The following is a 25,249-nucleotide window of genomic DNA, read 5'->3' on the forward strand; positions in this document are numbered from 1 at the left end:
TTAACAAATTTTCTTACTGTCGCCGCAATTTTCATTGCGGCGACTTTCGTTTATATACCCGCCTTTGGCCGAATTGTTGCATCTTTGCTGCCGTGAAAAAAGCATTGGCTATCATCTTCGCCGTATTGTGTATCGACCAGGGAATTAAGCTCTGGATCAAAACACACATGACACTTGGCGAATCATACCGCACTGCGGGCAACTGGTTTCATCTGCACTTTGTAGAAAATCCCGGCATGGCTTTCGGTCTCGAATTTACAGAAGGTGCCACCGGTAAACTTGTGCTCAGCATTTTCCGTATTCTGGCCGTTGCCGGTATTGCCTATTACCTTTTTACACTCTTTAAAAAACAGGTACGCCCGCTGCTCATCGTGTGCGTATCACTTATTCTGGCCGGGGCACTGGGCAATATTATCGACAGTGCGTTTTACGGAATGATTTTCGACAAAGGCACTACCTACGATCCGCAGCTTGAAATGTATCTCAACTACGGCGGTGTGGCCCAACTCAGCAGTCAGGGCTACAGTTCGTTTTTGCACGGCTGTGTGGTGGATATGTTCTACTTCCCCGTGTACACCGGCGAATGGGGCGGCGACGAAGTAATTTTCTTCCGTCCGGTATTCAACATTGCCGATGCGTCTATTTCTATCGGCGTGTTTCTGCTTATCGTGTTTCAGCGTCGTTTGTACGGCGTACAGGAGCAACTGAGCGAACGTAAGATTTTCGCTTCAAACGCATTCTTCGGCGTAGTGGTTTTTCTGATCACCTCGTTCCTTTCGCTCACACTGCTCAGTATGTTTGGCAGCACACATCCGCTTGGTGCGCTTACACTTACACTGGCCTTTCTTGGTTCGGCAGCGGCAGGCTTTGGCTTTTTCCGTATGCTTCAGCGCGAACCCGTGTACGTACCCGCAGTGACCGAAACAGCCGAAACCCCAGCCGAAACGGCATCGGAGCCTGTAAACGAAAGCGGGCAGGTTACTCCGCCAAGCGCCGGCGAAAACACACCGCCGGCTGAAGATAGTCAGCCATAACCGTCAGAAACAATATATCAGACAATATACAAAGGCCGCACAGCATCATGCAGTGCGGCCTTTGAGCGAGTGCGGTAAACAGCGTTTATTTCTTCAGCAAAAGCTCGGCAATCTGCACCGCATTGGTGGCTGCACCTTTGCGCAGGTTGTCAGACACAATCCACATATTCAGCGTGTGTGGCTGTGTTTCATCGCGGCGGATACGGCCCACAAACACATCGTCTTTGTTGTTGGCGTGCAGCAGCGGCATGGGATATTGCTGCGCAGCCGGCTCGTCGATTACGGTTACGCCTGCGGCAGACTCAAGCAGTGTGCGTACTTCGGCAAGGTCAAACTCTTCGGCAAACTCCACATTCACCGACTCGCTGTGCCCGCCCATTACGGGTATGCGCACACAGGTGGCGGTTACGCGGATGCTGTCGTCGCCCATTATTTTTTTCGTTTCATTCACCATCTTCATTTCCTCTTTGGTGTAGCCATTATCGAGGAACACGTCGATTTGCGGAATCACGTTCAGGTCGATGGTGTAAGCGTATGCCTTTTCGCCCTCCACACCCGCACGCTCATTCATAAGCTGATCAACGGCTTTTTTGCCGGTACCAGTTACCGACTGGTAGGTGGAAACGACAATGCGTTTTATGCCGTAGCGTTTGCGCAGCGGCTCAAGCGCCACCACCATCTGAATGGTGGAGCAGTTAGGGTTGGCAATAATTTTATCGTTGGCAGTAAGAACATGGCCGTTTACTTCGGGCACTACCAGTTTTTTGGAAGGATCCATGCGCCAGGCCGAGGAATTGTCGATAACAGTAGTACCAACTTCGGCAAAACGCGGTGCCCATTCAAGCGATGTACTGCCACCGGCCGAAAACAGCGCAATATCAGGCCGCATTTCAACTGCCTGCTGCGGTGTAACAATAGTGTAGGTTTTGCCGCCAAACTCAAGCGGCTTCCCGGCCGACTTCTCGGACGCAACGGGAATAAATTCGGTTACCGGAAACTTGCGTTCCAGAAGTACTTCCATCATTTTGGTGCCCACCAGTCCGGTGGCACCCACAAGAGCTATTTTCATGCTGTAGTTAATTGCAGGCTTTGCAAATGTACTGTTCAGGCTTCAACAAACAATTGTATTCGTGATAAGTGTACTTGTTTTTCGATTAATCAGCAGTTGTGTATAGCAACCAGCCACTATACTTCAGGGCAACAAAAACCCCGCTGCGAAAATTGCAGCGGGGTTTCTTGATTTGTGTAGTTCAATCAATTACTGTTTCACAACACGACGGGTGGTTGTGTTTGCACCGTCGGTAATGCGAATCAGGTAAATACCACCTTCGTAGTTTGAAAGATCAACTTGCTTGTTGGTTGTGGTAATGGTAAATGCCTGTACCAACTGACCAATGCTGTTCATCACTTCAACATTCACCACATCATTCGGAACATAACCGAGGTCGATGATAAACTGACCAAGGTTCGGGTTCGGGTAAATGGTTGTGTTGTTGAATGACTGTGAGGGATCACTTACACCTGAGCAGGGATCTACAAAAATTATATCTGTAGCAGTAGCTGTACAACCGCTTGAATCGGTATAGGTGTAAATAATGGTCTGATTACCTGTAAGTGTAAGCGGTGTAAATGTTGTACCGCTTACGCCGGGACCAGAGAATGAACCACCTGCAGGTGTTCCTGTAAGTGTGAGGGCTGCATCGTCAGCACAAATAGTAGCTTGTGCAATAGTGAAGCTCACAACCGGCAGCGCATTGATTACAACGCTGATCGTATCACTGCCCATACAACCGTTGGCATCAGTAACCATTACTGAGTATGAACCGGAAGCAGAAACCGTATTGGTTTGTGCTGTTGTAGTGTTGTTCCAGAGGTAAGTTGAACCAGCGTTGCCGGCATCAAGCACAACAGGGCCGCCGCAAACAGTGGTGTCTGCGCCGAGAGCTACAACAACACCATTGCTGATCGATACCTGAATTGTATCAGATGCCATACAACCGTTGCTGTCGGTAACCATTACTGAATACAAACCGGAAGTAGAAACTGTTTCTGTCTGGCCTGATCCTGAAGTGCTCCATGAGTATGTTGCACCAGCGTTACCGGCATCAAGCGTAATTGAAGCACCGTTACAGTTTACTGTATCAGCACCAAGAGCAACTACGGGGAGTGCATTGATGGTTACGCTGATTGTATCAGAAGAAGAGCAGTTGTTGTTGTCGGTTACCATAACTGAGTATGAACCTGAAGCAGTAACCGTTTCTGTTTGACCGCTGCCTGAAGTGCTCCATGAGTATGTTGCACCAGCGTTACCGGCATCAAGAACTACAGAGCCTCCGCACTGAGCGGTATCAGCACCAAGTGCTACAACCGGCAATGCGTTTACAGTGATCTGAACTGAATCAGCATCGGTACATCCGTTAGCATCAGTACCTACTACAGAGTAGAAACCAGCAGTTGTTACAGCTGTGGCAACTCCATCGGTAACACCGCCGCTCCATACGTATGTGGTTGCTCCGCTTCCGGTAAAGGTTACGGTATCACCAGAACATACTGTTGCTGAAGTTGCAGCCGCAGTTACTGTGGGCAATGCGTTTACAGTGATCTGAACTGAATCAGCATCGGTACATCCGTTAGCATCAGTACCAACTACGGAGTAGAAACCACCAGTTGTTAGCGCTGTGGCAACTCCGTCGGTAACACCGCCGCTCCATACGTATGTGGTTGCTCCGCTTCCGGTAAAGGTTACGGTATCACCAGAACATACTGTTGTTGAAGTTGCAGCCGCAGTTACAGTGGGCAGTGCATTCACAACGAGTGTAAAACCTACAGCTGCTGAGTCTGAACAACCATTCGTGTTGGTCTTGATCAGGTTGTAAACACCAGGAAGCGTAGCCGTGTAAGTATTGCTTGTTGCAGACGGAATCATTACTCCGTTCAGATACCATTGGCTTGTTCCGCCTGATGTTCCGGTAAGCACCGTGCTGCCACCGGCGCAAATAGTGTTTGTACCTGTAATAGATACAGAAGGCAGTGCGTTAACGGTAACAGCTACTGTAACTGTTGATGTTGTTCCGCAGTTATCAGTAATTACACAGGTATAAGTTCCGCTGCCGGCTGTGGTAATTGCTGTAATTGCAGGAGAAGCTGTTGAAGCAGTAAAGCTGTTCGGGCCTGTCCACGCATAGGTGTAAGGAGCAAGACCACCTGTTGGTGTTGCCGAAAGCGTTAAGTTGCTTGCAGCACAAACGGTGTTCGACGGGCTAACAGAACCAGCAGAGGTAAGTGCCGGCGGCAATGAAATGGTAACCGTTCCGGTAGCTGTGCAGCCTGAAGATGCGGTTGCTGTTGCGGTATAAGTTGTGGCAGCAGTAACACCAGTTGCATTTACAGAAGCACCTGTGGTTGAGCTCAGGAATGTTCCCGGCGACCAGCTGAATGTAGCCGGAGAAGCTCCGCCGGTGATGGTGATAATGTAATCTTCGGTTTCACCATAAGTAGATTGAGACGCACAGGGATCCATGATTCCGGTTCCGCTGTAATCCATATCACGCACACGCAGACGAACCTGACCATTAATGGCTGTGAGCGGAACAGTGAAGGTGAACGAAGTGGAGGCCGGACTGGCGCCTACGTTGTTTGATTCGCCAAGTTTTTCACCGGCATCATTCAATACACCGTTCTGGTTAAAGTCAATCCATGCTGCAAGGTCATTCAGCGTGTATGTTCCTGCAGTAAGTGTAATTGTATAAGTGCTGCCTGCAACAAGAGTTGTTGTTGTTGGTGCTGTTGCAGGGAACAAGGTGTAGAATGGAGCTACAGAAGCACCAGACGGGCTGTTCAGTGTATTTAAGACTACTGAACTCACATAATCACCGAAAACACTGCCGTTAGTATAAACCGGCTGGCAGTAGCTGGCCGGCGGTAGAGATGCACTGGCTGCAAGAACCGATGAACCTCCGCTGCAAACCGTAGCCGGTGTTGCGGTTACGCTGCTCATGGTAAGTGCCTGACCAACAGTAATTGTTGCAGTAGCTGTATTCACACAACCATTTGCAGCTGTTCCTGTTACGGTGTAGGTTGTGGTTGCGGTCGGGTTAGCAGAAACTACAGCTCCTGTAGATGGTGTAAGTGCTGTTACGGGCAACCACGTATAAGTAGCTGCTCCGCCCGCTGTAATGGTAACCGGGCTTCCGCCGGGCAAACAGATAAGTCCGCTTGCCGGTGTAGCTGTTACTGTGGGCAAGCCGTTTACAGTAATTGCTATGGTTACAGATGCCGTTGATGCACAACCATCGTTAATGGTTAACGTGTATGTACCTGTTGCAGCAGCTGTAACGGCCGAAAGGGTGGGGTTCTGGCTGCTGGAGGTAAAGCTGTTGGGGCCTGTCCAGGAGTAGGTAAACGGCGCTCCGCCACCTACTGCACCACCATTAAGCGTGATGTTTGACCCTGCGCAAACTGTTGCAGCCGGGCTGGCCGAAGCTGTTGCACTCAGTACCGAACCTGCTGTAATAGATACAGTTTGTGTTGATGTACAACCGCCGTTTGCAGCAGTTACCGTGTAGGTGGTAGATGCTGTTACAGCAGAAGCAAGCGGGTTGCTGATTGCTGTATTGTTCAAGAAGGTAGCGGGAGACCAAGAATAGGTAGGTGCTCCGCCGTTCGGCGACCAGCGATAACCATCAGGTACGGTTACAGTCCAGGTAACGTTGTTGCGGCCCGGAGCTACAAAAGCAGTAGTACCGGCAGCATTCTGGATACCTTGAACCGCAGCGTTATTTCCTGTAGAGCCTGTAGTGTGCGCTTCAATTACGTTGGTGCTTTCAAAAATCACCACCTGTGTAGTAAAGCTGCCTACAGCAGAGTAGAAGTTACCAGCAGTCCAGTTAACAACCAAACGGCGGTTGGGAGCTGTTCCGGTTACAAAATAGTTGATGGTTCCCGTTGTGCGGAAGTCCATATCTGTGCATACAGGTCCAATTACCGGACGGGGGGCAAAGGCAGAAGGCCAGGTATTGTAGTAACCGGTAAATGTATTGGGAGCACCGGCACCAAGTACCATAAATCCGTTGCTGGAAACAGCAAACGAACTGTAGCTGGTTCCGAAAAACATAAAGTTAAACGGAATAGCAAGGTTCTGCCAGCCACCGTCATCAAGTGTACCTGATGAAAGCGGAGTAACAGCTACACCTGCGTTGGCAAGTGTGGTTACGCCTGAGCCAGGAGTAGGAATCAGTGTATAAGGAATAACAGCTCCGGTGTATGAAGTTGTTGTAGCAGCGGCAGCTTGCAATTGTGAGTTTCCGCCATTGCAGATAGCTGCCGGTGTTGCGGTTACAGCACTAAAGCTGGGCGATTCGGCTACTGTAATAGCAGCTGTTGCTGTGTTTACGCAGCCGTTAGCATCGGTACCGGTAACTGTATAGGTTGTGGTTGCAGCCGGGTTGGCAGTTACGTTTGCACCAGTTGTGGCCGACAAACCTGTTGCAGGCAACCAGGCGTATGTTGATGCTCCGCTTGCTGTAAGTGCTGCCGGGCTTCCGGCCGGAACGCAGATTGTACCGGTTGAAGGTGTAACGGCAACTGAGGGAAGAGCATTAACACTAACTGTAAATTGTGAGGTTGTTGCTGATAAACCGCTCGATGTACAAGTAACTGTAACCACATAATATGTGGTAGCAGTAAGCGGTCCGGTTGCCTGTGTGTTCGATGTACCGAGCAATGTGGTATAAGGTCCGCCGTTGGTTGTTGCTGATGCCCACTGATAAGTGATGCCGCCACCAGACGAAGATCCGGAAAGTGTAAGTGTAGTTCCCAGGCCTGAACAAACAGATGTAACACCTGTAATGCTTCCGGCTGTAGGTGTTCCGGTGCAACCATTAATAATGTATGCTCCGATATCATTATCCGGTGTACGGGGAGCACAGTTAAGATCTGCTGTAATGTAAGCCGGAGGTGCTGTTCCCACACTGTTCAGTGCAATTGTACCGGCTCCGAGATCGGATACAGGATTAATAAACAAAGGATCTAATGATACTGAGTTTGCATCCATCCCAACCATAGCAGCTTGCCAGTTGGCAAGAGTTGTGTAAGTTACCGCAGCACCCTGACCCAGGAAGCCCGTAACACCGGCATCAGCAGCCAGATAAAGATCATTATAGTTGGAAACAGTGCCTGTATTACCAATTGCTGTTGCAGTAGGTGTTACATATACAAAGTGACGGGCAACGCCGGTTTGCGCAGGAGTGAAGTTGGCAAAGATGTTGTTTTGCACAGTGTAAATCGGGCCGGTGGTTGTGCTTACCTCAAAAGCAGCACTGCTCAGGTTCAGAGAGCCGGATCCGTTAATGCTTACGCTGTTGTTGTAAATTTCATACGTCTGCGTGGTTGCTCCGCCTGTGCCGCTGATGAAAATACCTCTCAGCGTGCGGGTTGCGGTTGCAACACCGGTATAAGCAGAAGTGATTTCAGAAACAGCGTTGTTGAACACACGAAGTGTATGTGTGCCGGTTGTCGTGTGCGACATCCGAATACCGGCAATACCGGTTGTTGAAGATGTGCTGATGTTGCGTACTGTTTGAATTCTATTGTTACTTACAGTACTTGTTCCCTGAAAGGTATTGATAACAATACCATCGGTTTGTGCAGCATTGCCCGAAACGTTGCGGATGCTGTTGTTTGAAATGGTAAATCCGCTCAGGTTGGTGGCAAGAATGCCATACGTTGCGCTTGTGCCGTTTCCAATATCGTTTGCCGTTGCCGGGTTTCCGATGGTGTTGAAGGTGGCGCAGTTGGTGCGTACAACTTGTGTATTAACATCGGGGAAAGCAGCATTGCTCAACAACTGGATACCTGCATACACATTGGTAATGCTGAAATCTCTGAATGTGTTGTTGGAATTAGCGCCGGTAGCGGCTGTTGGTATGGTTATTACGTTTGAAAAGAAACCACGGCTGCCGGTGTTTGCACGGTTCATGGTTACGGTAACGTTTGAAATAACGTTGTTGGTAGCACCATCAGTAGCCGAACTATTGTAGATACCTACGCCATGATCGACAGTTTGATTTCCAATGTTGCCACGGATATCAAGGTTGTTCAGGGTCACAAAGTCGGCTCCTACAAGTCCGAAAATCGGATCAACGTTGCTGGCGAGTGCTGTAGTGCTGGCCTGGTTGGCAATGGCACCTGCCGACCCGCTGGCTCCGGCATAAGCAACAATGGCTGCGGTTGCCGATTTGGTGAAGGTGATTGTATTTGCAGCACTTGATCCTGCAACCGGCCCGATCAGAATCGGGAAGAAGTGGCTGCCGTTGGCTGCGGTAACATCATACTGGGCATCAACAAGGTTAAAGGTAACCGCACCCGAAATACCGCGATGGTTTACATCGGCTGCGGCTTCGTTCAGGTTGCGGTAAGTTTGTCCCACGCCTACATTGTAGGTGCCTCCGGCAAGCGGAGTGGGAGCTCCCGGTGTAAAACGGAAGTTGTAAGCCGGCCAGCGGTCGCTCTGCAGCGAACTGTTGCCTGTAAAAGACGACCCGGTTACAGCATCAATATACTGGCCGTTGCCGCCGGTTACGCTCTTGATACCAATTGTTGCCGACTCTGACGTATTAAGTGTACCCGTTGGGGCGGCACCATACCAGAACTCAATTACACCGGTTGCTTCATACAACTTCACCTGATAGTTAATGGTACGTGTGGATGTAAAATAGTACGAAAGCGAAGTCCACTGCATGGTGAACACCTGCGAGCCGGGTGTGCCTGTGGTTTGATACACAATGGCAGAAGAGCTAAGGTCGTCCCACCAGGGTGCAAGTACAGCTGCATTCGTGGTCGAATACAAATTGGGCGAAAACGCATCAAAAGCAGCCAGATTCGCCAGACTCAGCCAACCATTGGTAGATACCGACAGCTGTGTGTACGGTGCCGACAAATAGTTGAACGTAAATCCAATCGGGATGTTTTGCTGAAAAGCATCATCGCCTACAGCCGTGGAGGTCGTTCCGCCAACAATTGGCGTGTACGTTCCGGTAAACACAGATCGCGTCATGGCGAGCTGCGCCTGCACTGCTGTTGCCGAAATAACAAACGCGGCAAGCAGTAACAGGCTCTTACATCGAACAGTAAATTTAATCATGTGAGGGTTTAATTATGATTATTTATTCTGATTCGGACAGATTGTCCGATTTTATATTTACGTAAATATGAGCATTAACATTGAATTTACCCGTGCAGGATGCTTATTCTGCAAGAAATTCAAGCATTAACACAGTAAAACACACGGCTGATTTTATAGCACGGCAGTTGTTGTAAAACATACAAGGCCTTAAAGCAGCATAGCTTTGATATGCACTTAATCAGTTCTTTAGCTTTCCAGACAAATGCCGGTTCAGGATATAAATCAGATCTTCAATGTCGCGTTGAACCGGCTTTTATGCAGTGAAAGCAGCCAAATAACCAGTGCAAAAAACTATCAAATTCCACAAGTTCAAAACTTGTATGGCTTGGGTTACGTAAATCAGTTTTAAAACTTTAATCTCAATCAATGGCCGTTACAGCAATTGTTTTCGTGTACAATGCCGATGCAAAACTTACCAGTGCCGCATTCGATTTTTTGCATAAAATAGTATCGCCATCTACATACCCGTGTAAACTCTGTGGTATTACTTATGGCAATTTTTCAATGGTGAAAGAATGGAAGGATTTCATCGCCACATTACCGCTGCCGGTAAAATTCCTTCACCGCGATGAATGGCTGCAACTTACCGGAAGAAAGGATGATACATTCCCTGCGGCATTTTTACAAAAAGACAATGCATATTCTCTCTGGATTGCCGCCGAAACAATGAACACGTTTGAATTGCCTGAACTGATGCTGTTTATACGCAGCCGGGAAAATGAACTTCGGTGAAACTGCTTTACACCCGCTTCGCAATTCCCTCACCGCAATTTCATTTTCAAACACGCTTGTTTCTCTTATCTTTACAGGAGAACCCTTAACCGGCATGCGTTTCTGTAAATTTCTCCTGCTGCTGTTTGCCCTGCAGGCTGCCCCTGCGGCGGCTCAGATTACCGATAATTTTGGCGACGGCGACTTTACCAATAATCCTACCTGGAGCGGCGACAACTCCATGTTTCTGGTAAACACCGGATTTCAGTTGCAACTCAATGGCACAGCCGCCGATACATCCTACCTCTCTATGGCATCGCCTTTTATCGGCAATGCCGAGTGGCAGTTCTGGATTCGGCTCAACTTTGCGCCTTCTGACAACAACAATGCACGCTTTTATGTAGTGGCTGACGTGGCCAACCTGAGCGGCCCGGTAAACGGCTATTACGTGCGCCTGGGCGAAAACGGCTCATTTGACAGTGTTGATTTGTGGGAACAAAGCGGCACCACACACACTAAAATTATTGATGGTATTCCGGCGCACTGTGCGGCCACAAACAATGTATTGCGCATCAAACTCACCCGCGACAATGCCGGGCTTTGGAACCTGTATTCCGATACGCTTGGCGGTAATACATTTCTGCCCGAAGGCTCGGTAACCGATAACACACACACCACCTGCAACTACATGGGTATGTGGTGCAAATACACCGTATCAAACATTACCCGTTTTTACTTTGATGATATTTACGCCGGCCCGATTATCGTTGATACTACTGCCCCCCTGCTTGTTTCGGCCACAGCACTTTCAGCCACGCAGCTTGATGTGCTGTTTAACGAACCGGTGAGCCTTGCTACTTCACAAAACACCGCCAACTACAGCGTAAACAACAGCATCGGCGCTCCTGCCACTGCCCTGCGCGACGGAACCAACCCTGCGCTGGTGCATCTAACTTTTGCAAACAGCTTTGTAAACGCCACAAACTACACACTCAGTGTTACGGCTGTGGAAGATGCAAGCGGAAATGCCATTACCTCAGCCACAACCGGTTTTCAGTGGTTTGCCACCATTGCAGCCGGATTCCGCGATGTGGTGATTAATGAAATAATGGCCGATCCTTCGCCGCAGATTGCCTTGCCCAATGCGGAATTTGTGGAACTCTTCAACCGCACCGCAAACAACTTCAACCTCACAGGCTGGCAGCTTACCGATGGTTCTTCTACGGCTACGCTGGGCAACCACGTTATTCCCGGCGGCGGATACCTCATACTCTGCGCCAATGCCGATACGGCCTTGTTCAGTCCGCTTGGCCCTACACTCGGCCTGAGCAGTTTTCCCTCCATCAACAATGCCGGCGATTTGCTGGCCCTGACCGACGGCACCAACGCCATCGACTCTGTGCGCTTCGACATAAGCTGGTACCGCGATGCATCGAAAGACGACGGGGGCTGGGCACTAGAGCTGATCAATCCCGCACTCGGCACTGGCTGCGCACCTTCGGGCAACTGGATTGCTTCTACAAACAGCCTTGGCGGCACACCCGGCGTACAAAACAGCGTGTTCAACAGTTCGCCCGATGTAACTGCGCCGCAATTGCTTTACGCCTATGCCGCAGACAGTGTGCATGTAATTCTCTGCTTCAACGAAGCCATTGATCCGGCACAATTGCTGCTGCTCAGCAATTACAGCATAAACAACAGCATTGGCACACCCGTTTCGCTCAGCTACGATACAACCACCCTGCAGTGTGTTACACTTACATTGGGCACAGCACTGCAAAACCAAATTGCCTACACCGCCACATTCAACAATCTGGCCGACTGCGCAGGCAATGTCATTACCGCAAACACGGCCGTTTTCACTTACTACATTGTGCAAACCTACGATGTAGTAATTAACGAAATTATGGCCGACCCCGATCCGCCACAGGATTTGCCCAATCAGGAATATGTAGAACTGCACAATACCACGCCCTATCTCATTTATCTCGACGGCTGGCAATTTACCGTGGGCAGCACCACACGCACAATAACCAATGCCTGGCTGCCGGCCAATGGCTACATTGCTGTGGTTGACGACGCCGCACCCGGTCAGTTCGGAAGCATTAACCTCACCGCAATGAGCAGCTTCCCGTCAATCACCAACACATCAGGCACCATTACACTGCGCACCAATCGCGGACTGCTGCAACACAGCGTTAGCTACAGCGACAGCTGGTATGTGGATGCATCAAAAGCCGGCGGCGGCTGGTCGCTTGAACAGATTGATCCGCTCAATCCATGCGCAGGTGCCGTTAACTGGCGTGCCGCAGCAACTGCCGATGGCGGCACACCCGGCGCACAAAACAGCAACTACGCACAAAATCCCGATGCACTTGCACCGGCACTGCTGCGTGTATCAGTGCTCGCGCCCGACAGCATCCGCCTCTTTTTCTCCGAACCGACAGACAGTGCTTCGGCAGCCGATATTTCCCGCTACACAATCAGCAACAGCGTCGGAACACCGCTGCAGGTAAAGCCGCTCGGCAACGATTTCATGCGCGTGGATCTGAAGCTCAGCGCAGCCATTTCGGCCGGAATCATATACACGGTTACCGTTTCCACCCAGCTTACCGATTGTGTAGGAAATCCGGTAAACAGCAACACGGCCCCCTTTGCCCTGCCCGAACCGGTGGCCGCTAACGATATTGTGATAAACGAAATCCTGCCCGATCCGCTCGACGGTGGTGTGGATTTTGTGGAACTCTACAACCGCTCGCAAAAAGTAATTGATCTGGGTTCGATGGTGTTGTGTACGCAGGATACCATTGCCAATATACTGGAAGAAATAAACATCATTGCACCTGATGGTTACCTGCTTTTCCCGGGCGAATATGTGGTGCTGAGTGAAGACGGAAATGCAGTAGCTGCACAGTATCCGGCCAACATAAACAGAAGCCGGTTGCTTGACATGAACAATATCCCGTCGATGAATATTGATGGTGATCTTGTAATTATTGCCGACACCGGTTTGCGCATCATTGACCGTTTGGTGTACAGCGGCGACTGGCATTTCGCATTACTCAACGAAACAAAAGGCGTAACGCTAGAACGCATCGATACGGAGCGCCCCACGCAAGACGCCACCAACTGGCATTCGGCCGCCGAAACAGCAGGTTTTGGTACGCCCACACAACGCAACTCGCAATACAGCGCCGCACCTGCCGATGATGGTGCAGTAACGCTTGGCAACACGATTTTTTCGCCCGATAACGATGGTTTTGAGGATGTGCTGAACATCGGTTTCAATTTCGACCGCCCCGGCTACGTAGCCAGCGTAACCATTTACGACGAGCGCGGCCGTTTGGTACGCACACTTGTGCGCAGCGAGTTGCTGGGCACCGAAGGCGGCACGTTTTCATGGGACGGCATCACCGACGACCGCAACAAGGCGCGCAACGGGGCATATGTGGTGTACTTTGAAGCCTTCAACCCCAACGGCGATGTAAAGCGTTACAAGCGCGCGTGTGTGCTGGCGGAACGGTTGTAACCCTTGTTATGTACAATGCTGCGAGAGGTTTCAGACGGCTATGCTGTAAAACCTCTTGCAACACCTGGCAAAGTCTGTGACTTTCCACCAAAATGCTTCCGCGTGCGCTGCTAAAGCGAAACGAAGTTGAGCTTAGCATCCTCACTCTCGTTACATAGTCTCGGGCTGATGCTCCTTACTCCCGCTCTTTATTCCCGCTCTGATCATCCATTCGGCAATCAGCAAATTAGGCACCCAGCCCAGCCACGCTACAATGCGATACACATCCATAGGCGGCGGCGCAAAAGCAAACACAATTAAAAACTTCCATGCACGCAGTGTAAGCGCAGAAAGCGTGAGTGCAAAACTGCGTATCATAAATTTACGATGCCGCGCAATATCGCCCTTGCGAATGGCGGTATAAGCGCGCCACGTAGTATATAGCCAAAGCAGGGCAAGCAGCACAAACGCAAGCTGAGAGGTAATTCCACCATTGGCAAACACACCCATAATCAATCCGGCCGGACCTGAAATGCAGAGCAGCACAATAATATATGCTTTGCCCATGCCTCTGTGCAGTTTGCGAAATCTCCCTGCGGGAAGAAACTGCGTAAACCCGGCAAATACAAGCACAAGACTGGTAAGCACGTGCGCATAAAACGCCGCACGCCACACACCGATGTGCATGACGTGTTGTTTAATTTGAAGAAAACCTTCTTCGGGGTTGAATGTAAAATGCGGCAGGGTAATGCGCACCATGAGGATGGTGAAAAAAGCCAGCAACATATAAAGCGTAATCTGAACGATTCTTCTGCGCATGAATAATGAATGTGTATTTCAAAAGTACAGAACCATTCATTTCGCGGGATATAAATAATGACAGGTGTTTCCTTTTCTGATTAAGTGTAAAGCGTTGGTGATTCACACGGCCAAATCATTTATTCACTCAAAACCACACTTATTCAATTCACCCCAACACCCGCAAGAAGAATCACGGTTGATTCAGTGCGCATTATTTATATTCGCTATACCAAACAAAAGCACCATGCGTTTACTCAGCCTGCTTATCATTACCCTGCTTTCATTTTCGTGCGGCAACGCACCCAAACAAACTGATGCGACCGAACAAAAGTCGGAAAACCTTACCGTTCCCGAAGCATTGCGGGGCGATATCCGAAAAATAGGCGGCACAAAAGCCACGGAGCAGGAACTCATCGAAAAAGCACTTCAGGCAATGACGGCAGGCGCTGATCCGCTGCTGGGCTGCTGGGTGGGTATGTTTGGTGAAAACAAAATAAACATTTCCATCACCGAACGCACGGCCACAGAAGCAAAAGGCTTTACGGTATGTGCGGGCAATTTCCGCCCCATACGCGGCACGGTAAAAGCCGATGGCGAAAACCGTTTTCTGCTGAGCATGGATGAGCCGGGCGACAATAAATACGACGGGCATTTTGAATTTGCAATTACACTTGGCGGCAGCCAGCCTTTGCTGAGTGGCACGTGGAAACCTTTTAAAACGGGCGTGGTGGCCAACCGCGAGTATTCGCTTACCAAAAAGAAATTTGTGTACAGCGCAGAGGCAGGCACTTATCCGCAGGCATCGGCACGCGAGCTTACGTATGAAGATGTAGAGAATCTGGGATCGGATGAACTGCGGGTAATGCGCAACGAAATTTATGCCCGGCACGGGTATTCATTCCGCGATAAAGCCATGCGCAATGTGTTTGATGCGCTGGAGTGGTACATCCCGATGGGCATTGATATCCGCCACCAGCTTACGGATGCCGAGGTAAAGAACATTTCGCTTATTTACCGTTATGAGAAATATGCCGAAGCAAATTACGACGATTACGGACGTTAATTGCGCCGTTTAATCGGCCACTGATACAAACTGGTCGTAAAAACGGAGGCCGGGCCGGGCAAAATGCTAACTTCGCGCCGACTCATCTCTGTTTGCATGGAATTTCAGAACATTCTTACCTCAGTTGCCGATGGTGTGTTCACCATCACCATTAACCGTCCGGATAAGCTGAACGCCCTTAACCAGGCCACGCTTGGCGAATTGCAAAGTGCGATTAATATTGCCAAAGCCGATGCGGCCGTAAAAGGCATCATCATTACCGGAGCCGGCCCGAAAGCATTTGTGGCCGGTGCCGACATCTCAGAATTTACCGGCCTTGATGCGCCTTCGGGTGCAATTTTTGCTGCGGCCGGTCATGCTATTTTCAAGGAAATTGAACTTTGTCCGAAACCGGTAATTGCCGCTGTAAACGGCTTTGCGCTTGGCGGCGGTTGCGAACTTGCCATGGCCTGCCACATGCGCGTAGCGGCTGAAAATGCGAAGTTTGGACAACCCGAAGTAAATCTCGGCCTTATACCCGGCTACGCAGGCACGCAACGACTGGTACAGCTTATCGGAAAAGGGAAAGCGATGGAACTGCTCATGACAGCCGATATGATTGACGCCAACGAAGCCTACCGCCTCGGCCTTGCCAACCATGTGGTAGCTGCCGACCAGCTGCTGGCGAAAGCAAACGAAATTTTGCAGAAGATTTTTACCAAAGCCCCGCTGGCCATTGCCGAAATTGTAAACTGCGTAAACGCATACTACACCAGCGGCATCGACGGTTTCCGCTACGAGCAGGAAGCTTTCGGCCGCTGCTGCGATACCGCCGATTTCCGCGAAGGTGCCGGTGCTTTCCTGGAAAAACGCAAAGCGGTTTTCACAGGTAAATAAATCATATTTGCCGTAAAAATGAAACGGACTTTCTCACCTTGAGAAAGTCCGTTTCGCTATGTGTCCGTTAGCAACCGGTTTCTAGTCATACCAGAAAACATAAAACCGGTCGTTTTCCCCCTTGCACACAGAGCACATAGTATCTGTTTTCGGATTCGTTTACCGAATAAATTATTCTCTGTTTTCAGCGCTGATGGATCAGAAAGTGTCGCTGTTTGTTTGCGTGAACAAAAATGGAACAGTAAGGCGCATTTTACAATTCAGAATTAGAAAAAAATAAGGCAGCTAAACGTTAGTTTTTGGTTGGATTGCTTGATTTTATTGACATTTGGAGGAAATTAATATTAGTCTCCAAGCATGAAAAACGACCCGCTTTGGCACCTTGTTCAGGCGCTTAGTACAAGTGAAAAAAGACAATTTTCACTTGTACACAAAAAACAAAAGGGCGGATATGTAGCCCTCTATCATTGGTATTGCAAACAAACAGAACCGGTGTCACCCGATGCGGCTGCACTGAAATCACTCAGGCTAACTTCAGGTGCTCTTGCCGTTCAAAAAAACTACCTCAGCACGAAACTGATTGAGCTGATGATGAAGAACTCTGCCCTGAACTCACACACTCTACGCGTAAGAAACTTATTGTCGCAGGCTGAAGTGCTTTTTCAACGAGGATTGCGCGAACATGCATCGCGACTGGAAAGCAAAATACAACAGATCACTTCCGAAAATGGCATGTATAGCCATGAGCTGGCTCTTTATGAATTACAGGAAGTTTCCATAGCAAATTATAAAGAGTTTAACGAAACAATAGATTATGCCGGGAAAAAGCGGAGACTTATTGCTCTTATCGAAGAAGAAATTGCATGCCACGAATTGTCGAAAAAAATAATTACGCTTAGCAGAAAATTGGATTACGCCCGTACAAAGAAAGAAAGGTCCAGGTATGAGGCAGAATTTGCAGGCGACTTAATGAATGGACGTAAAAAGGTAAGAGGAGCACAGGCGGCAAGTTATCTGATACATGCACGATTGCACTTTTACAACATGATGCAAAACAAAACCGAAATAAGAAAGCTGTACAGTGAACTTGTATCGTTTTGGGGGGGCAACGAAAAGCTATTGGCACAAGACCCCATGTTTTATATTGCGATGAGTTATAATCTGATTGTAAATCTTATCGCTTTTGTTGCTGATAAAGACAGGGATATGCTTAAAAAGCATTGGACTGAACTTCCTCAAAAACTTCATCCCTATCTTACTTCATTTCTCATGCAGCGGATCCGGTTTTATGATGCCGAACACAAACTGAGAATAATGGCACAGGAGGGAGAAGTAGAAAAAATGCTTGGTGTTCTGCCTGAAATACAAGCACTTAAACAAACAGATCATCAGCATACGAAAACGTTTACAGAAAGTATCCGCTATTTTGAAGCAATGACTCTGTTTTGTTGCGGTAAGTTAAAAGAAGCACTCAAGCACCTGCTCGATGACCTGAGCGATGATGATGTAACCGACAGACGCTACCGGATTGTGCTAAGAAGCATGCTACTTCAACTGGTTATTCATACCGACCTCGGCAATATGGAAGTAACAGAGCGACTTGCTTCACAACTCGCTCGCTTTTTGAAAAAAAACAACAGCACGAATTATACAGAGGGATTCCTGCCCGGGTTCTTTGACGCATGCACAACCGCGTCGGGCAGAAATAAAGTAAAACTGATCACAGACCTTTATAATACGTTGCTCACTCATATTCAAAAAAACGGCGACTGGCAATTTTTTACCAATCAGCACCTGTTAATGGCCTGGCTCAAAAAAAACAGTGCCGGACTCAACTGGAGTCAGGCACTGAAACACACCTGGGAAGAAGGAAGGACAATGTTTTTGCATTACCCCTGATTATTGCAAAAACCTGATTGATCTTTTTCCCAAGCCTGCACACTGCATTGGTTTGGCAGATGTTGTTCTTAACGAACAGCACGAACAGCACTATGTGTTCCGTTTGAATCTTCAATTACAAACAAATACAAGCCTGGCGGAAAATGCTGCAAGCCTACACTTGCCCGTACAGCTCCTGATGGTAATATTTCTGTACCTACAAGTCTCCCGGTTACATCATAAAACCGGAGCACCCTCGATACCCCTTGCGGAGAGAAAGAAAACACAAACGCTCCGTCAATTGCCGAAACAAGCTTAATTTCCGAATCCGAAGAGACTTCGTTTATTCCTGTAATCCAGCTATAGGGCTGCGATGTGGAGGAACAGCCATTGCTGTCTGTTACGGTTACCGTGTATTGCCCGTTTCCTGAAGGAATAAACGTATTGCCTGTGGCTCCCGCAATAGGTACTGCTCCGATGTTCCATTGCACGTATGTGCCCGGAGGTGGTGTAATCTGCAATTGCCCGTTTACATAAGATATTACCGGAACCGGAGGCCCTACAAAAGTGAGTGTAATACTCATTGCCGGTGTTTGAACTGACGTTGTACAATAGCCCGGATAAGCATCTACTTCGTAAAAGCCTGTTTGCGATGCAATAATTGTATTATTATTGGAATTGGGAATGGGCACACCATTCAGCTTCCATTGCAACGCGATCCACGGCAGGTCAAGCGAAACAATATTCAACTCGCCGTTGCAAATAGAATCAGGTCTTGACGTTGAAACAAGTGGATATTGAAATATCCAGCCGTCAACAAGTACCGGCTGCGAAAATCCGCTGCATGTATCATCTGTTACAAACACACTATACTGAAACCCTGCATTAGTGGAATAATGCACGTAAAGAACAGCACTGGTTTCGCCTGGCATAGGCGTGCCGTTCTGATACCACTGATAAGAATCGTAACTTTGGGTCAGTGTGAGCGAATCACTTGTATTTGGACAGAGAATCATGCCTGTCTGAACAATTACCGGTGTAATCTGACATTGCGCCTGTAGGCGCGCGACAAAAACAATGATTCCCAAAAAGAAAAAAAGCTGTTTCATTGTGTACTGATTATTTACTTGTGCTAAAATTGTAAGTGAATTTGATTCTTACAATGCATCTCGGCAAAAACATTAGGTCTCTGACACAACATACACGCTCTGAAAACCCCTATTTCTGAATATTTTACGAAGGAATGATTAGTCTGTAACATAATGAAAAACGACCCGCTCTGGCATTTGGTTCACGCACTTACACAAAGTGAAAAGCGCCAGTTTGTTCTTGAAAACAAAGACCAGAAATCCGCTACGGGATTTATGGCCTTGTATCACTGGTACACCCGGCAGGACGAACCCGGCTCTCCGAATACGGCTGTACTGAAAAAACTTAAACTCACACCGGCCACGCTTGCCGTTCAGAAAAACTACCTGAACGGAAAGCTCACTGATTTTCTGGCCCGGACCGTAAACGACAATTCAGATACCCAACAGATCAGGCTAATGTTGTCGCAAGCGGAAGCGCTTTATCAGCGAGGCTTGCGCGATCATGCAAAAAAAATTATCCGGCGCGCTTTTCAACTGGCAGCATTCAACGAATTACATATATACCAGCTTGCCTTGTATGAGCTGATTGAGAGCTACGTGGTAACACCTGCCGACTTTCTTGAGGTTGCTGAATTTGACAAGAAAAAGCAGGAGGTGATGCGTACCATGGAAGTCGAAATTGCCTGCCACCGGCTGTCGGCAGATGTAATATCGTTGGGCGTGGAGATGGATTTTGCGCGCACGCCTGCTGAGAAAAAACGACTGAAGCAGGTGGCCGCTAATCCGCTCATGCATAGTAACCAGGAAATCCCCAGTTTGCGTGCCCGTTATCATCTTACACATGCCCAAACACATTTCTACAATCTTGTGCAGGACAGTCCGCGCATGGTAAACCTTGCGCTCGAACATTTTCGTTTTTTTGATAAAAACCCGGCTTACGCCGGGCGCGATATGTCATATTTTGTAGGCATGTGTTACAACATGGTGGTAAACCTCATTCAGCTTGGCCACCCGCATCAGGTGAAGGACGTGGTGGCCCGGTGGCACCGTTTGCCGAAAGATTACAAACGCGAAATGAGCGATTTTTTTCAGCAGCAGCATCGTTTTTTCAGCTCAGAACTTACTTTCAGGTGGCAGCTGTTGCAGGGAAATCCAGAAATGCTGATTAAAGAACTTCCGCTGGTTCAAAAACTTAAAGCCACCGAGCATCAGTATCAGCAGGCGTTTATCAATAACATTCGTTTTTATGAGGCGCTGGCGTATTATTTTTCAGGTAAGCGAAAAGATGCGTTGCGCATGCTGCTTGATGAACTTCAGGATGAATCAATCATTAACCGGCGTTATCGTCTTGTAATGCGAAGCATGATGCTCAGACTGATTATACATTGTGATGAAGAACATGATGATGTAGTGGAGGAGCTTGCCAAACAGCTTGACCGATTCGTAAAGAAACATCACGCCCAGCATTTCTGCGACGGAATAATGGTGTCGTTCTTCAAAAAATGGCCCGGACTAAGCATTTCGCAGCGACGGATATTGTTTTCATCAACTGTAGCGCAAATAGAAAAACGCTATGCCGAGCAATGCGACTGGCAGTTTGCCATAAACTACAGATTCTGTCTGGCATGGATGTACACAAAATTCGAAGAGCCTGATTTTGGCAAGGCATTGCTGCTTTGCAACCGTACTTTTTACAAACTGCACACCGCCTGTCACAAAATTCCGCATTAACTTTAGTTCAGGGCAATACGATGAAAAAAGATTCGCTGAGTGTACTTATTCATTCGCTTACACAAAGCGAAAAAAGACAGTTTGTGCTCGAAAACAGCAGCAGTAAATCAGCCACGTATATGAAACTCTATATGTGGTATGCCAAGCAGCAAACACCCCATGCGCCTGACGAGAAAACCATAAAACAGTTCAAAATCACCCAAGGCAATCTGGCCGTTCATAAAAACTATCTTTCTTCAAAAATATTTGATTTGCTGGTTAGCAATGCGGCGGACAAATCAACAGCCATTCATGTACAGAATCTGCTGGCTCAGGCCGAGGTGCTGTTCAAGCGCGGACTAAACAACCATGCCCAGAAAATTGCCCGCAAGGCTGCGCAGATTGCCGAAAGCAATGAATTATTCCCTCTGCTGCTGGCCATTTATGCCCTTGAAGATAATTATGTGCGCAAGCCAAGCGAAATGGCCGAACTCAGTAAACGCTATCCACGAAAAAAAGAACTCCTCAATATTATTCATAATGAATACGACTGCCAGGAGTTCTCGCAGCGCATTGTTGGCCTGGGTGCCGGCCTGAACTATGCCCGCCTGCCCGAAGAACGTCAGAAACTGGCAACGCTGGGCAATGATCCGATGATGTTCAGCGATCACCTGCCGTTAAGTAATGCTGCCTTTCTGCATCTCATGCACGGCAGGCTGCATTATTTCACAATGACAATGGATGTAAACGGTTTGCTGAAGCTGAGTCGTGATCACTTTTCATATTTCGAAAACAAACCGGCCGCTTTACAAGCCCATACCGATCACTTCCTCGGTATGGCATACAGCAACCTGAATAATGTAATACAGCTGGGCAGGGAACAGGAAATAAAATCAACTATTGAAAAATGGCATAATATTCCCGCTCAGTGCAAGCATGTCTTCAGCGAACACCACTTTGCGCAATACCGTTTATTTGATATTGAACTACAAATCAGGCTTACCCTTAAAGAAGGAACATGCGAAAAAATACTGCCTGCTTTATCACGCAAAACCGCACAAATAAAAAAGGACTTACCGTATTATCCTGTGTTCGAAAAAAACATGCGCTTTTTTATTGCACTGGGAAAATATCTTGCCGGTGAAAACAAATCCGCGCTCCGTTTGCTCCTTGATGAATTAAAGGACGGTTCGACCGGAAACGGACAGTATCGTTTTATTCTCCGGGCCTTGCTGCTTCAGCTTATTATTCACTGCGACCTGAAGCATGGGGAAATAGTGGAAGAACTGTCAAAGCAGCTTCAGCGGTTCATTCATCGGGAAAATTGTAGTCAGTTTCCCGAGAATTTATTCCCTGAATTCTTTTCGCGCTGGTATTCAACCCCTGAACTGAAACGACAAACACTTTTTAAAAAAACGCTGGAAAAAACAACTGCTGTATTTGTAGCCCAGCACGACTGGCAGTTTGGTATCAATAATCGTTTTATTATGGCGTGGCTCATAAAAAACACGCATGAGGTGAGTTTCAATGAAGCCTTACTGATTTGGAACACCGGGTTTGGCCGGCAGCTTGAACTACACCGGAAAGCATAAAAAAACGGGCAATCACCCCCTGCCGGATTGCCCGTTAACTATATGTCCCGGCCTCTGTCAGCGCAACACACGAAGTGCGCCAGCAGAGCCGTTTATTCCCTGCAGGATGAACATATAGATTCCTTCGCCCTCGTTTGAGAGATCGATTGTAAGCTGTGTGCTTCCTGCCGGAACGGGAAGAATAAAAAGTGTCCGGCCGGTAATATCCGTAACAAGCAGCTCGCGCTGATAGCCTTCGGCAACGATGCCCGCAGTAAATACATGATTGATACTTTGCTTAAGCCAGATTTGTTGTGCAATTGTTTCACCTACACCTACCACCCAGCTGTATGGCTGTGAGGTAGCGCTGCATCCGTTGCCATCAGTAACCGTTACCGTATAAACACCGCTTTGCACCGGGGTATAGGAAAATGTGGTAGCACCCGAGATCGGACCGGAAGCATCACTCCACTGATAGGTATAACCCGAAAAATTTACAGTAGAAAGCACGCCGTTGTTATAGGTGATTAGTGGCGTTAGCGGGCCGGAAAAAATAAGATTAAGCACTACACCAAGCGGCTGTATAAACTGCGGGCAGATTTGCGGTGCTCCTGAAACACTGTAGTTACCTGTTTGTGTAACGATAAGTGTATCATCCGTTGCTCCCGGAATGGGTACGTTGTTATTTGTCCACTGGATATTTACTTCGTAAGGTGGAAGCAGCACAAGGTATTCGGTATCGCCGGGACAGAAGTTAAAACTTCCCGAACTCATTACCGTAGGAAGCGTAAACACCCATCCGTCAACCAGATTTTGTGCCGACATGCCGCTGCAGGTGTCCTGTGTAACAAACACAGAAAAATTATAGCCCACATCATTTGCAGCATTAACCGGCAGCGTAGCCGAAGTGGCTCCCGGAATAGCTACATTGTTTTTATACCACTGATAGGTTTGATAAGGCTGCGTGGTACGCAGTGTATCTGTAGCGTTGGGACAAAGAATGGGGGATGCGGGTGTGATAACGGGTGTAATTGTGCATTGCGCATTTACAGCACCCGACAATAACCCGAACAGAGTCAGTGTAATAACGTATTTCATATACTATGTGATTTTTGCCGCAACAATTTTCTTCAATCTTTCGCAAAGGCACAATACAGATTATTTAACTAATTAGTTTTCTAAACTATTAGAAACACCGTTAATATTATTATTTACGGTATTTTTGATTATCTAAAATTAGTTTTTCAAATGAATTCTGATCAATTATGGCCATTGGTACACGCGCTTACCAAAGCCGAAAAAAGGCAGTTTGTGATCGAGGGGTTGTCGGGGAAACGAAGCGGCGGGTATATCGAATTGTTTCGTTGGTATGCACGGCAGAAAAGCCCGGCCACGCCGGGAGCTGAAGTAATGCGCAAATTAAATCTCACGCCCAACCGGCTTGCTGTACAGAAGAACTACCTCAGCGAAAAACTGAATGAATTTCTGGGGCGGGTATATACACGCCCCACCAATCCGGCCGGTGTGCGCCAGTTACTTAATCAGGCCGAAGCATTATACAGCCGGGGGTTAAGCAGTAATGCAAACCGGGTGTTGAACAAAGCGCGTGAGCTGGCGGCAAAAAATAATCAGTATGTGCAGCAGCTTGATGCGCTTGAGGTATTTGAAGCCAATACGCTTTCGTATATGCATGTGGCCCGCCTGAAACAAACCTCGGCCGAAAAGCTCAGCCTGCTGCCGGTTATTGAAAATATGTACCGCTGCCAGTTGTTTTCAAACGAAATACTCGCAATTGGGGCAGAAATAGATTATGCCCGCACAGCCGCGCAGCGCCGCACCATGAAAAACTACGCACGGCACGAACTGCTTCAGCATACGGGCGCTGCAAAAAGTGTTTCGGCAAGTTATTACCTTCTCCATGCCCGACTGCACTTTACACGCACCGCTCAGGACGTTACTGCAAATGTGAAGGCGGCCCTTGAACACATGGCCCTGTTTGATGCCGACAAACACATGACAGCGTCTGAAATAAATTATTACATCACCATCGTTTTCAATACGGTAATTGTACTAAGGCTGGCCGGTTCACAGTTGCAGTTTCAGGAGCAGCTGCACCGGTGGAATCAACTTTGTAAAACCTACGCACATGCCATTGACGAGGTAAGTCTGATGCGCTACAAATTCAATCACTCAGAACTCACCATGCGGATAAGCCTGATTGGCGGCGATACGGAAACGATGATTAAAGAACTGCCGCGCTTCAGGCAGCTGCTCAAAACTGATCATAGCTACAGCATGGTATATGCACAAAGCATGGGTTTTTTTGGTGCCATAGCCTACTACACTGCCGGCCGCTACAAGCAGGCGCATGAGTTGCTGCGCGAAAACACAAGCGATCTTAAACCATCGCCCCAGCGATACCGGTTTCTGCTGAGAAGTCTGCTCCTGCAACTGATGATACACTGCGACCAGCAGCACGACGATGTGGTTGAATACCTTACCCGCCAACTCGCCCAGCTCATAGCCCGACAGCGGTGTGCGGGCTTTTCGGAAGGACTGATTGCCCCCTTTTTTGCACACTGGCTCAACGCCGATGCCACCACACGCGCAGTACTCATGCGCGAACTTTATGACACAGTTACAACACGCTACAGCACACAGCACGACTGGCAGTTTGGAAGCAATAACCAGTTTTTTATGGCCTGGCTGTTAAAAGGAGGCAGTCAGATGGCCTGGGGCCCCGCACTGGCAAAAGCCTCCGCCACATGGAAACAGTTAGTGAAAAATGCAGCACCTGTGTAAAACAAACAGCCGCAGATAGTGC

14 protein-coding genes are annotated in these 25,249 nt (G+C 48.3%); 9 read left to right on the plus strand and 5 right to left on the minus strand.

Going from position 1 to position 25,249, the window contains the following annotated elements:
- Positions 1-80 precede the first annotated feature (80 nt).
- The gene (locus IM638_04980; protein MCA6362368.1) at positions 81-1,034 is read left to right on the plus strand and encodes a lipoprotein signal peptidase; all 954 of its coding nucleotides are present in this window, start codon (positions 81-83) and stop codon (positions 1,032-1,034) included.
- Between the two features lie 85 nt (positions 1,035-1,119).
- On the opposite strand, the gene IM638_04985 is transcribed toward IM638_04980, so the two are convergent.
- The gene (locus IM638_04985) at positions 1,120-2,103 is read right to left on the minus strand and encodes an aspartate-semialdehyde dehydrogenase (protein MCA6362369.1); all 984 of its coding nucleotides are present in this window, start codon (positions 2,101-2,103) and stop codon (positions 1,120-1,122) included.
- A gap of 189 nt (positions 2,104-2,292) precedes the next feature.
- A complete protein-coding gene (locus tag IM638_04990; GenBank protein ID MCA6362370.1) occupies positions 2,293-9,174 on the minus strand; it encodes a T9SS type A sorting domain-containing protein in 6,882 nt (2,293 codons plus the stop codon).
- Positions 9,175-9,582: 408 nt separating this feature from the next.
- On the opposite strand from IM638_04990, the gene IM638_04995 reads away from it, so the two are divergent.
- Entirely contained in the window at positions 9,583-9,948 is a 366-nt protein-coding gene (locus IM638_04995) for a hypothetical protein (protein MCA6362371.1), read from the plus strand.
- Between the two features lie 94 nt (positions 9,949-10,042).
- Positions 10,043-13,456: a lamin tail domain-containing protein gene (locus IM638_05000; GenBank protein MCA6362372.1), complete on the plus strand. Its 3,414-nt coding sequence runs from the start codon at positions 10,043-10,045 to the stop codon at positions 13,454-13,456.
- Between the two features lie 150 nt (positions 13,457-13,606).
- On the opposite strand, the gene IM638_05005 is transcribed toward IM638_05000, so the two are convergent.
- Positions 13,607-14,254 carry a DUF2306 domain-containing protein gene (locus IM638_05005; GenBank protein ID MCA6362373.1) on the minus strand — a complete coding sequence of 216 codons (648 nt, stop codon included), beginning with the start codon at positions 14,252-14,254 and terminating at the stop codon, positions 13,607-13,609.
- A 226-nt stretch (positions 14,255-14,480) separates the two neighbouring features.
- Between IM638_05005 and IM638_05010 the strand changes: the two genes are divergently transcribed.
- The 3 genes from IM638_05010 to IM638_05020 all read left to right on the plus strand — a co-directional run bounded on the left by IM638_05010 (position 14,481) and on the right by IM638_05020 (position 18,074).
- Positions 14,481-15,299, plus strand: a complete 819-nt coding sequence (locus IM638_05010; GenBank protein ID MCA6362374.1) for a YARHG domain-containing protein — start codon at positions 14,481-14,483, stop codon at positions 15,297-15,299.
- A 96-nt stretch (positions 15,300-15,395) separates the two neighbouring features.
- Positions 15,396-16,175 (plus strand): enoyl-CoA hydratase/isomerase family protein, encoded by a 780-nt coding sequence (locus IM638_05015; protein MCA6362375.1) that lies wholly within the window; start codon positions 15,396-15,398, stop codon positions 16,173-16,175.
- A gap of 357 nt (positions 16,176-16,532) precedes the next feature.
- Positions 16,533-18,074 (plus strand): hypothetical protein, encoded by a 1,542-nt coding sequence (locus tag IM638_05020; protein ID MCA6362376.1) that lies wholly within the window; start codon positions 16,533-16,535, stop codon positions 18,072-18,074.
- Positions 18,075-18,142: 68 nt separating this feature from the next.
- On the opposite strand, the gene IM638_05025 is transcribed toward IM638_05020, so the two are convergent.
- Positions 18,143-19,162 carry a hypothetical protein gene (locus tag IM638_05025; GenBank protein ID MCA6362377.1) on the minus strand — a complete coding sequence of 340 codons (1,020 nt, stop codon included), beginning with the start codon at positions 19,160-19,162 and terminating at the stop codon, positions 18,143-18,145.
- Between the two features lie 153 nt (positions 19,163-19,315).
- On the opposite strand from IM638_05025, the gene IM638_05030 reads away from it, so the two are divergent.
- Both IM638_05030 and IM638_05035 read left to right on the plus strand, forming a co-directional pair.
- Complete coding sequence (locus IM638_05030; protein MCA6362378.1) at positions 19,316-20,875, plus strand: hypothetical protein; 1,560 nt, start codon at positions 19,316-19,318, stop codon at positions 20,873-20,875.
- A 20-nt stretch (positions 20,876-20,895) separates the two neighbouring features.
- A complete protein-coding gene (locus tag IM638_05035) occupies positions 20,896-22,446 on the plus strand; it encodes a hypothetical protein (GenBank protein MCA6362379.1) in 1,551 nt (516 codons plus the stop codon).
- Positions 22,447-22,503: 57 nt separating this feature from the next.
- Here the strand turns inward: IM638_05035 and IM638_05040 are convergent, their stop codons facing one another.
- Positions 22,504-23,523 carry a PKD domain-containing protein gene (locus IM638_05040; GenBank protein MCA6362380.1) on the minus strand — a complete coding sequence of 340 codons (1,020 nt, stop codon included), beginning with the start codon at positions 23,521-23,523 and terminating at the stop codon, positions 22,504-22,506.
- Positions 23,524-23,673: 150 nt separating this feature from the next.
- Here IM638_05040 and IM638_05045 point away from each other — a divergent pair, with 150 nt between their 5' ends.
- Entirely contained in the window at positions 23,674-25,227 is a 1,554-nt protein-coding gene (locus tag IM638_05045) for a hypothetical protein (GenBank protein MCA6362381.1), read from the plus strand.
- Positions 25,228-25,249 lie beyond the last annotated feature (22 nt).

The sequence above is a fragment of the Bacteroidota bacterium genome (assembly GCA_020402865.1).
GTDB lineage: Bacteria > Bacteroidota > Bacteroidia > Palsa-965 > Palsa-965.

Bases quoted from the DNA above. Each gene is read 5' to 3' on its own strand.
- IM638_04985 (MCA6362369.1), bottom strand. From the start codon at position 2,103: ATGAAAATAGCTCTTGTGGGTGCCACCGGACTGGTGGGCACCAAAATG.
- IM638_04990 (MCA6362370.1), bottom strand. From the start codon at position 9,174: ATGATTAAATTTACTGTTCGATGTAAGAGCCTGTTACTGCTTGCCGCG.
- IM638_04995 (MCA6362371.1), top strand. From the start codon at position 9,583: ATGGCCGTTACAGCAATTGTTTTCGTGTACAATGCCGATGCAAAACTT.
- IM638_05000 (MCA6362372.1), top strand. From the start codon at position 10,043: ATGCGTTTCTGTAAATTTCTCCTGCTGCTGTTTGCCCTGCAGGCTGCC.
- IM638_05005 (MCA6362373.1), bottom strand. From the start codon at position 14,254: ATGCGCAGAAGAATCGTTCAGATTACGCTTTATATGTTGCTGGCTTTT.
- IM638_05010 (MCA6362374.1), top strand. From the start codon at position 14,481: ATGCGTTTACTCAGCCTGCTTATCATTACCCTGCTTTCATTTTCGTGC.
- IM638_05015 (MCA6362375.1), top strand. From the start codon at position 15,396: ATGGAATTTCAGAACATTCTTACCTCAGTTGCCGATGGTGTGTTCACC.
- IM638_05020 (MCA6362376.1), top strand. From the start codon at position 16,533: ATGAAAAACGACCCGCTTTGGCACCTTGTTCAGGCGCTTAGTACAAGT.
- IM638_05025 (MCA6362377.1), bottom strand. From the start codon at position 19,162: ATGAAACAGCTTTTTTTCTTTTTGGGAATCATTGTTTTTGTCGCGCGC.
- IM638_05030 (MCA6362378.1), top strand. From the start codon at position 19,316: ATGAAAAACGACCCGCTCTGGCATTTGGTTCACGCACTTACACAAAGT.
- IM638_05035 (MCA6362379.1), top strand. From the start codon at position 20,896: ATGAAAAAAGATTCGCTGAGTGTACTTATTCATTCGCTTACACAAAGC.
- IM638_05040 (MCA6362380.1), bottom strand. From the start codon at position 23,523: ATGAAATACGTTATTACACTGACTCTGTTCGGGTTATTGTCGGGTGCT.
- IM638_05045 (MCA6362381.1), top strand. From the start codon at position 23,674: ATGAATTCTGATCAATTATGGCCATTGGTACACGCGCTTACCAAAGCC.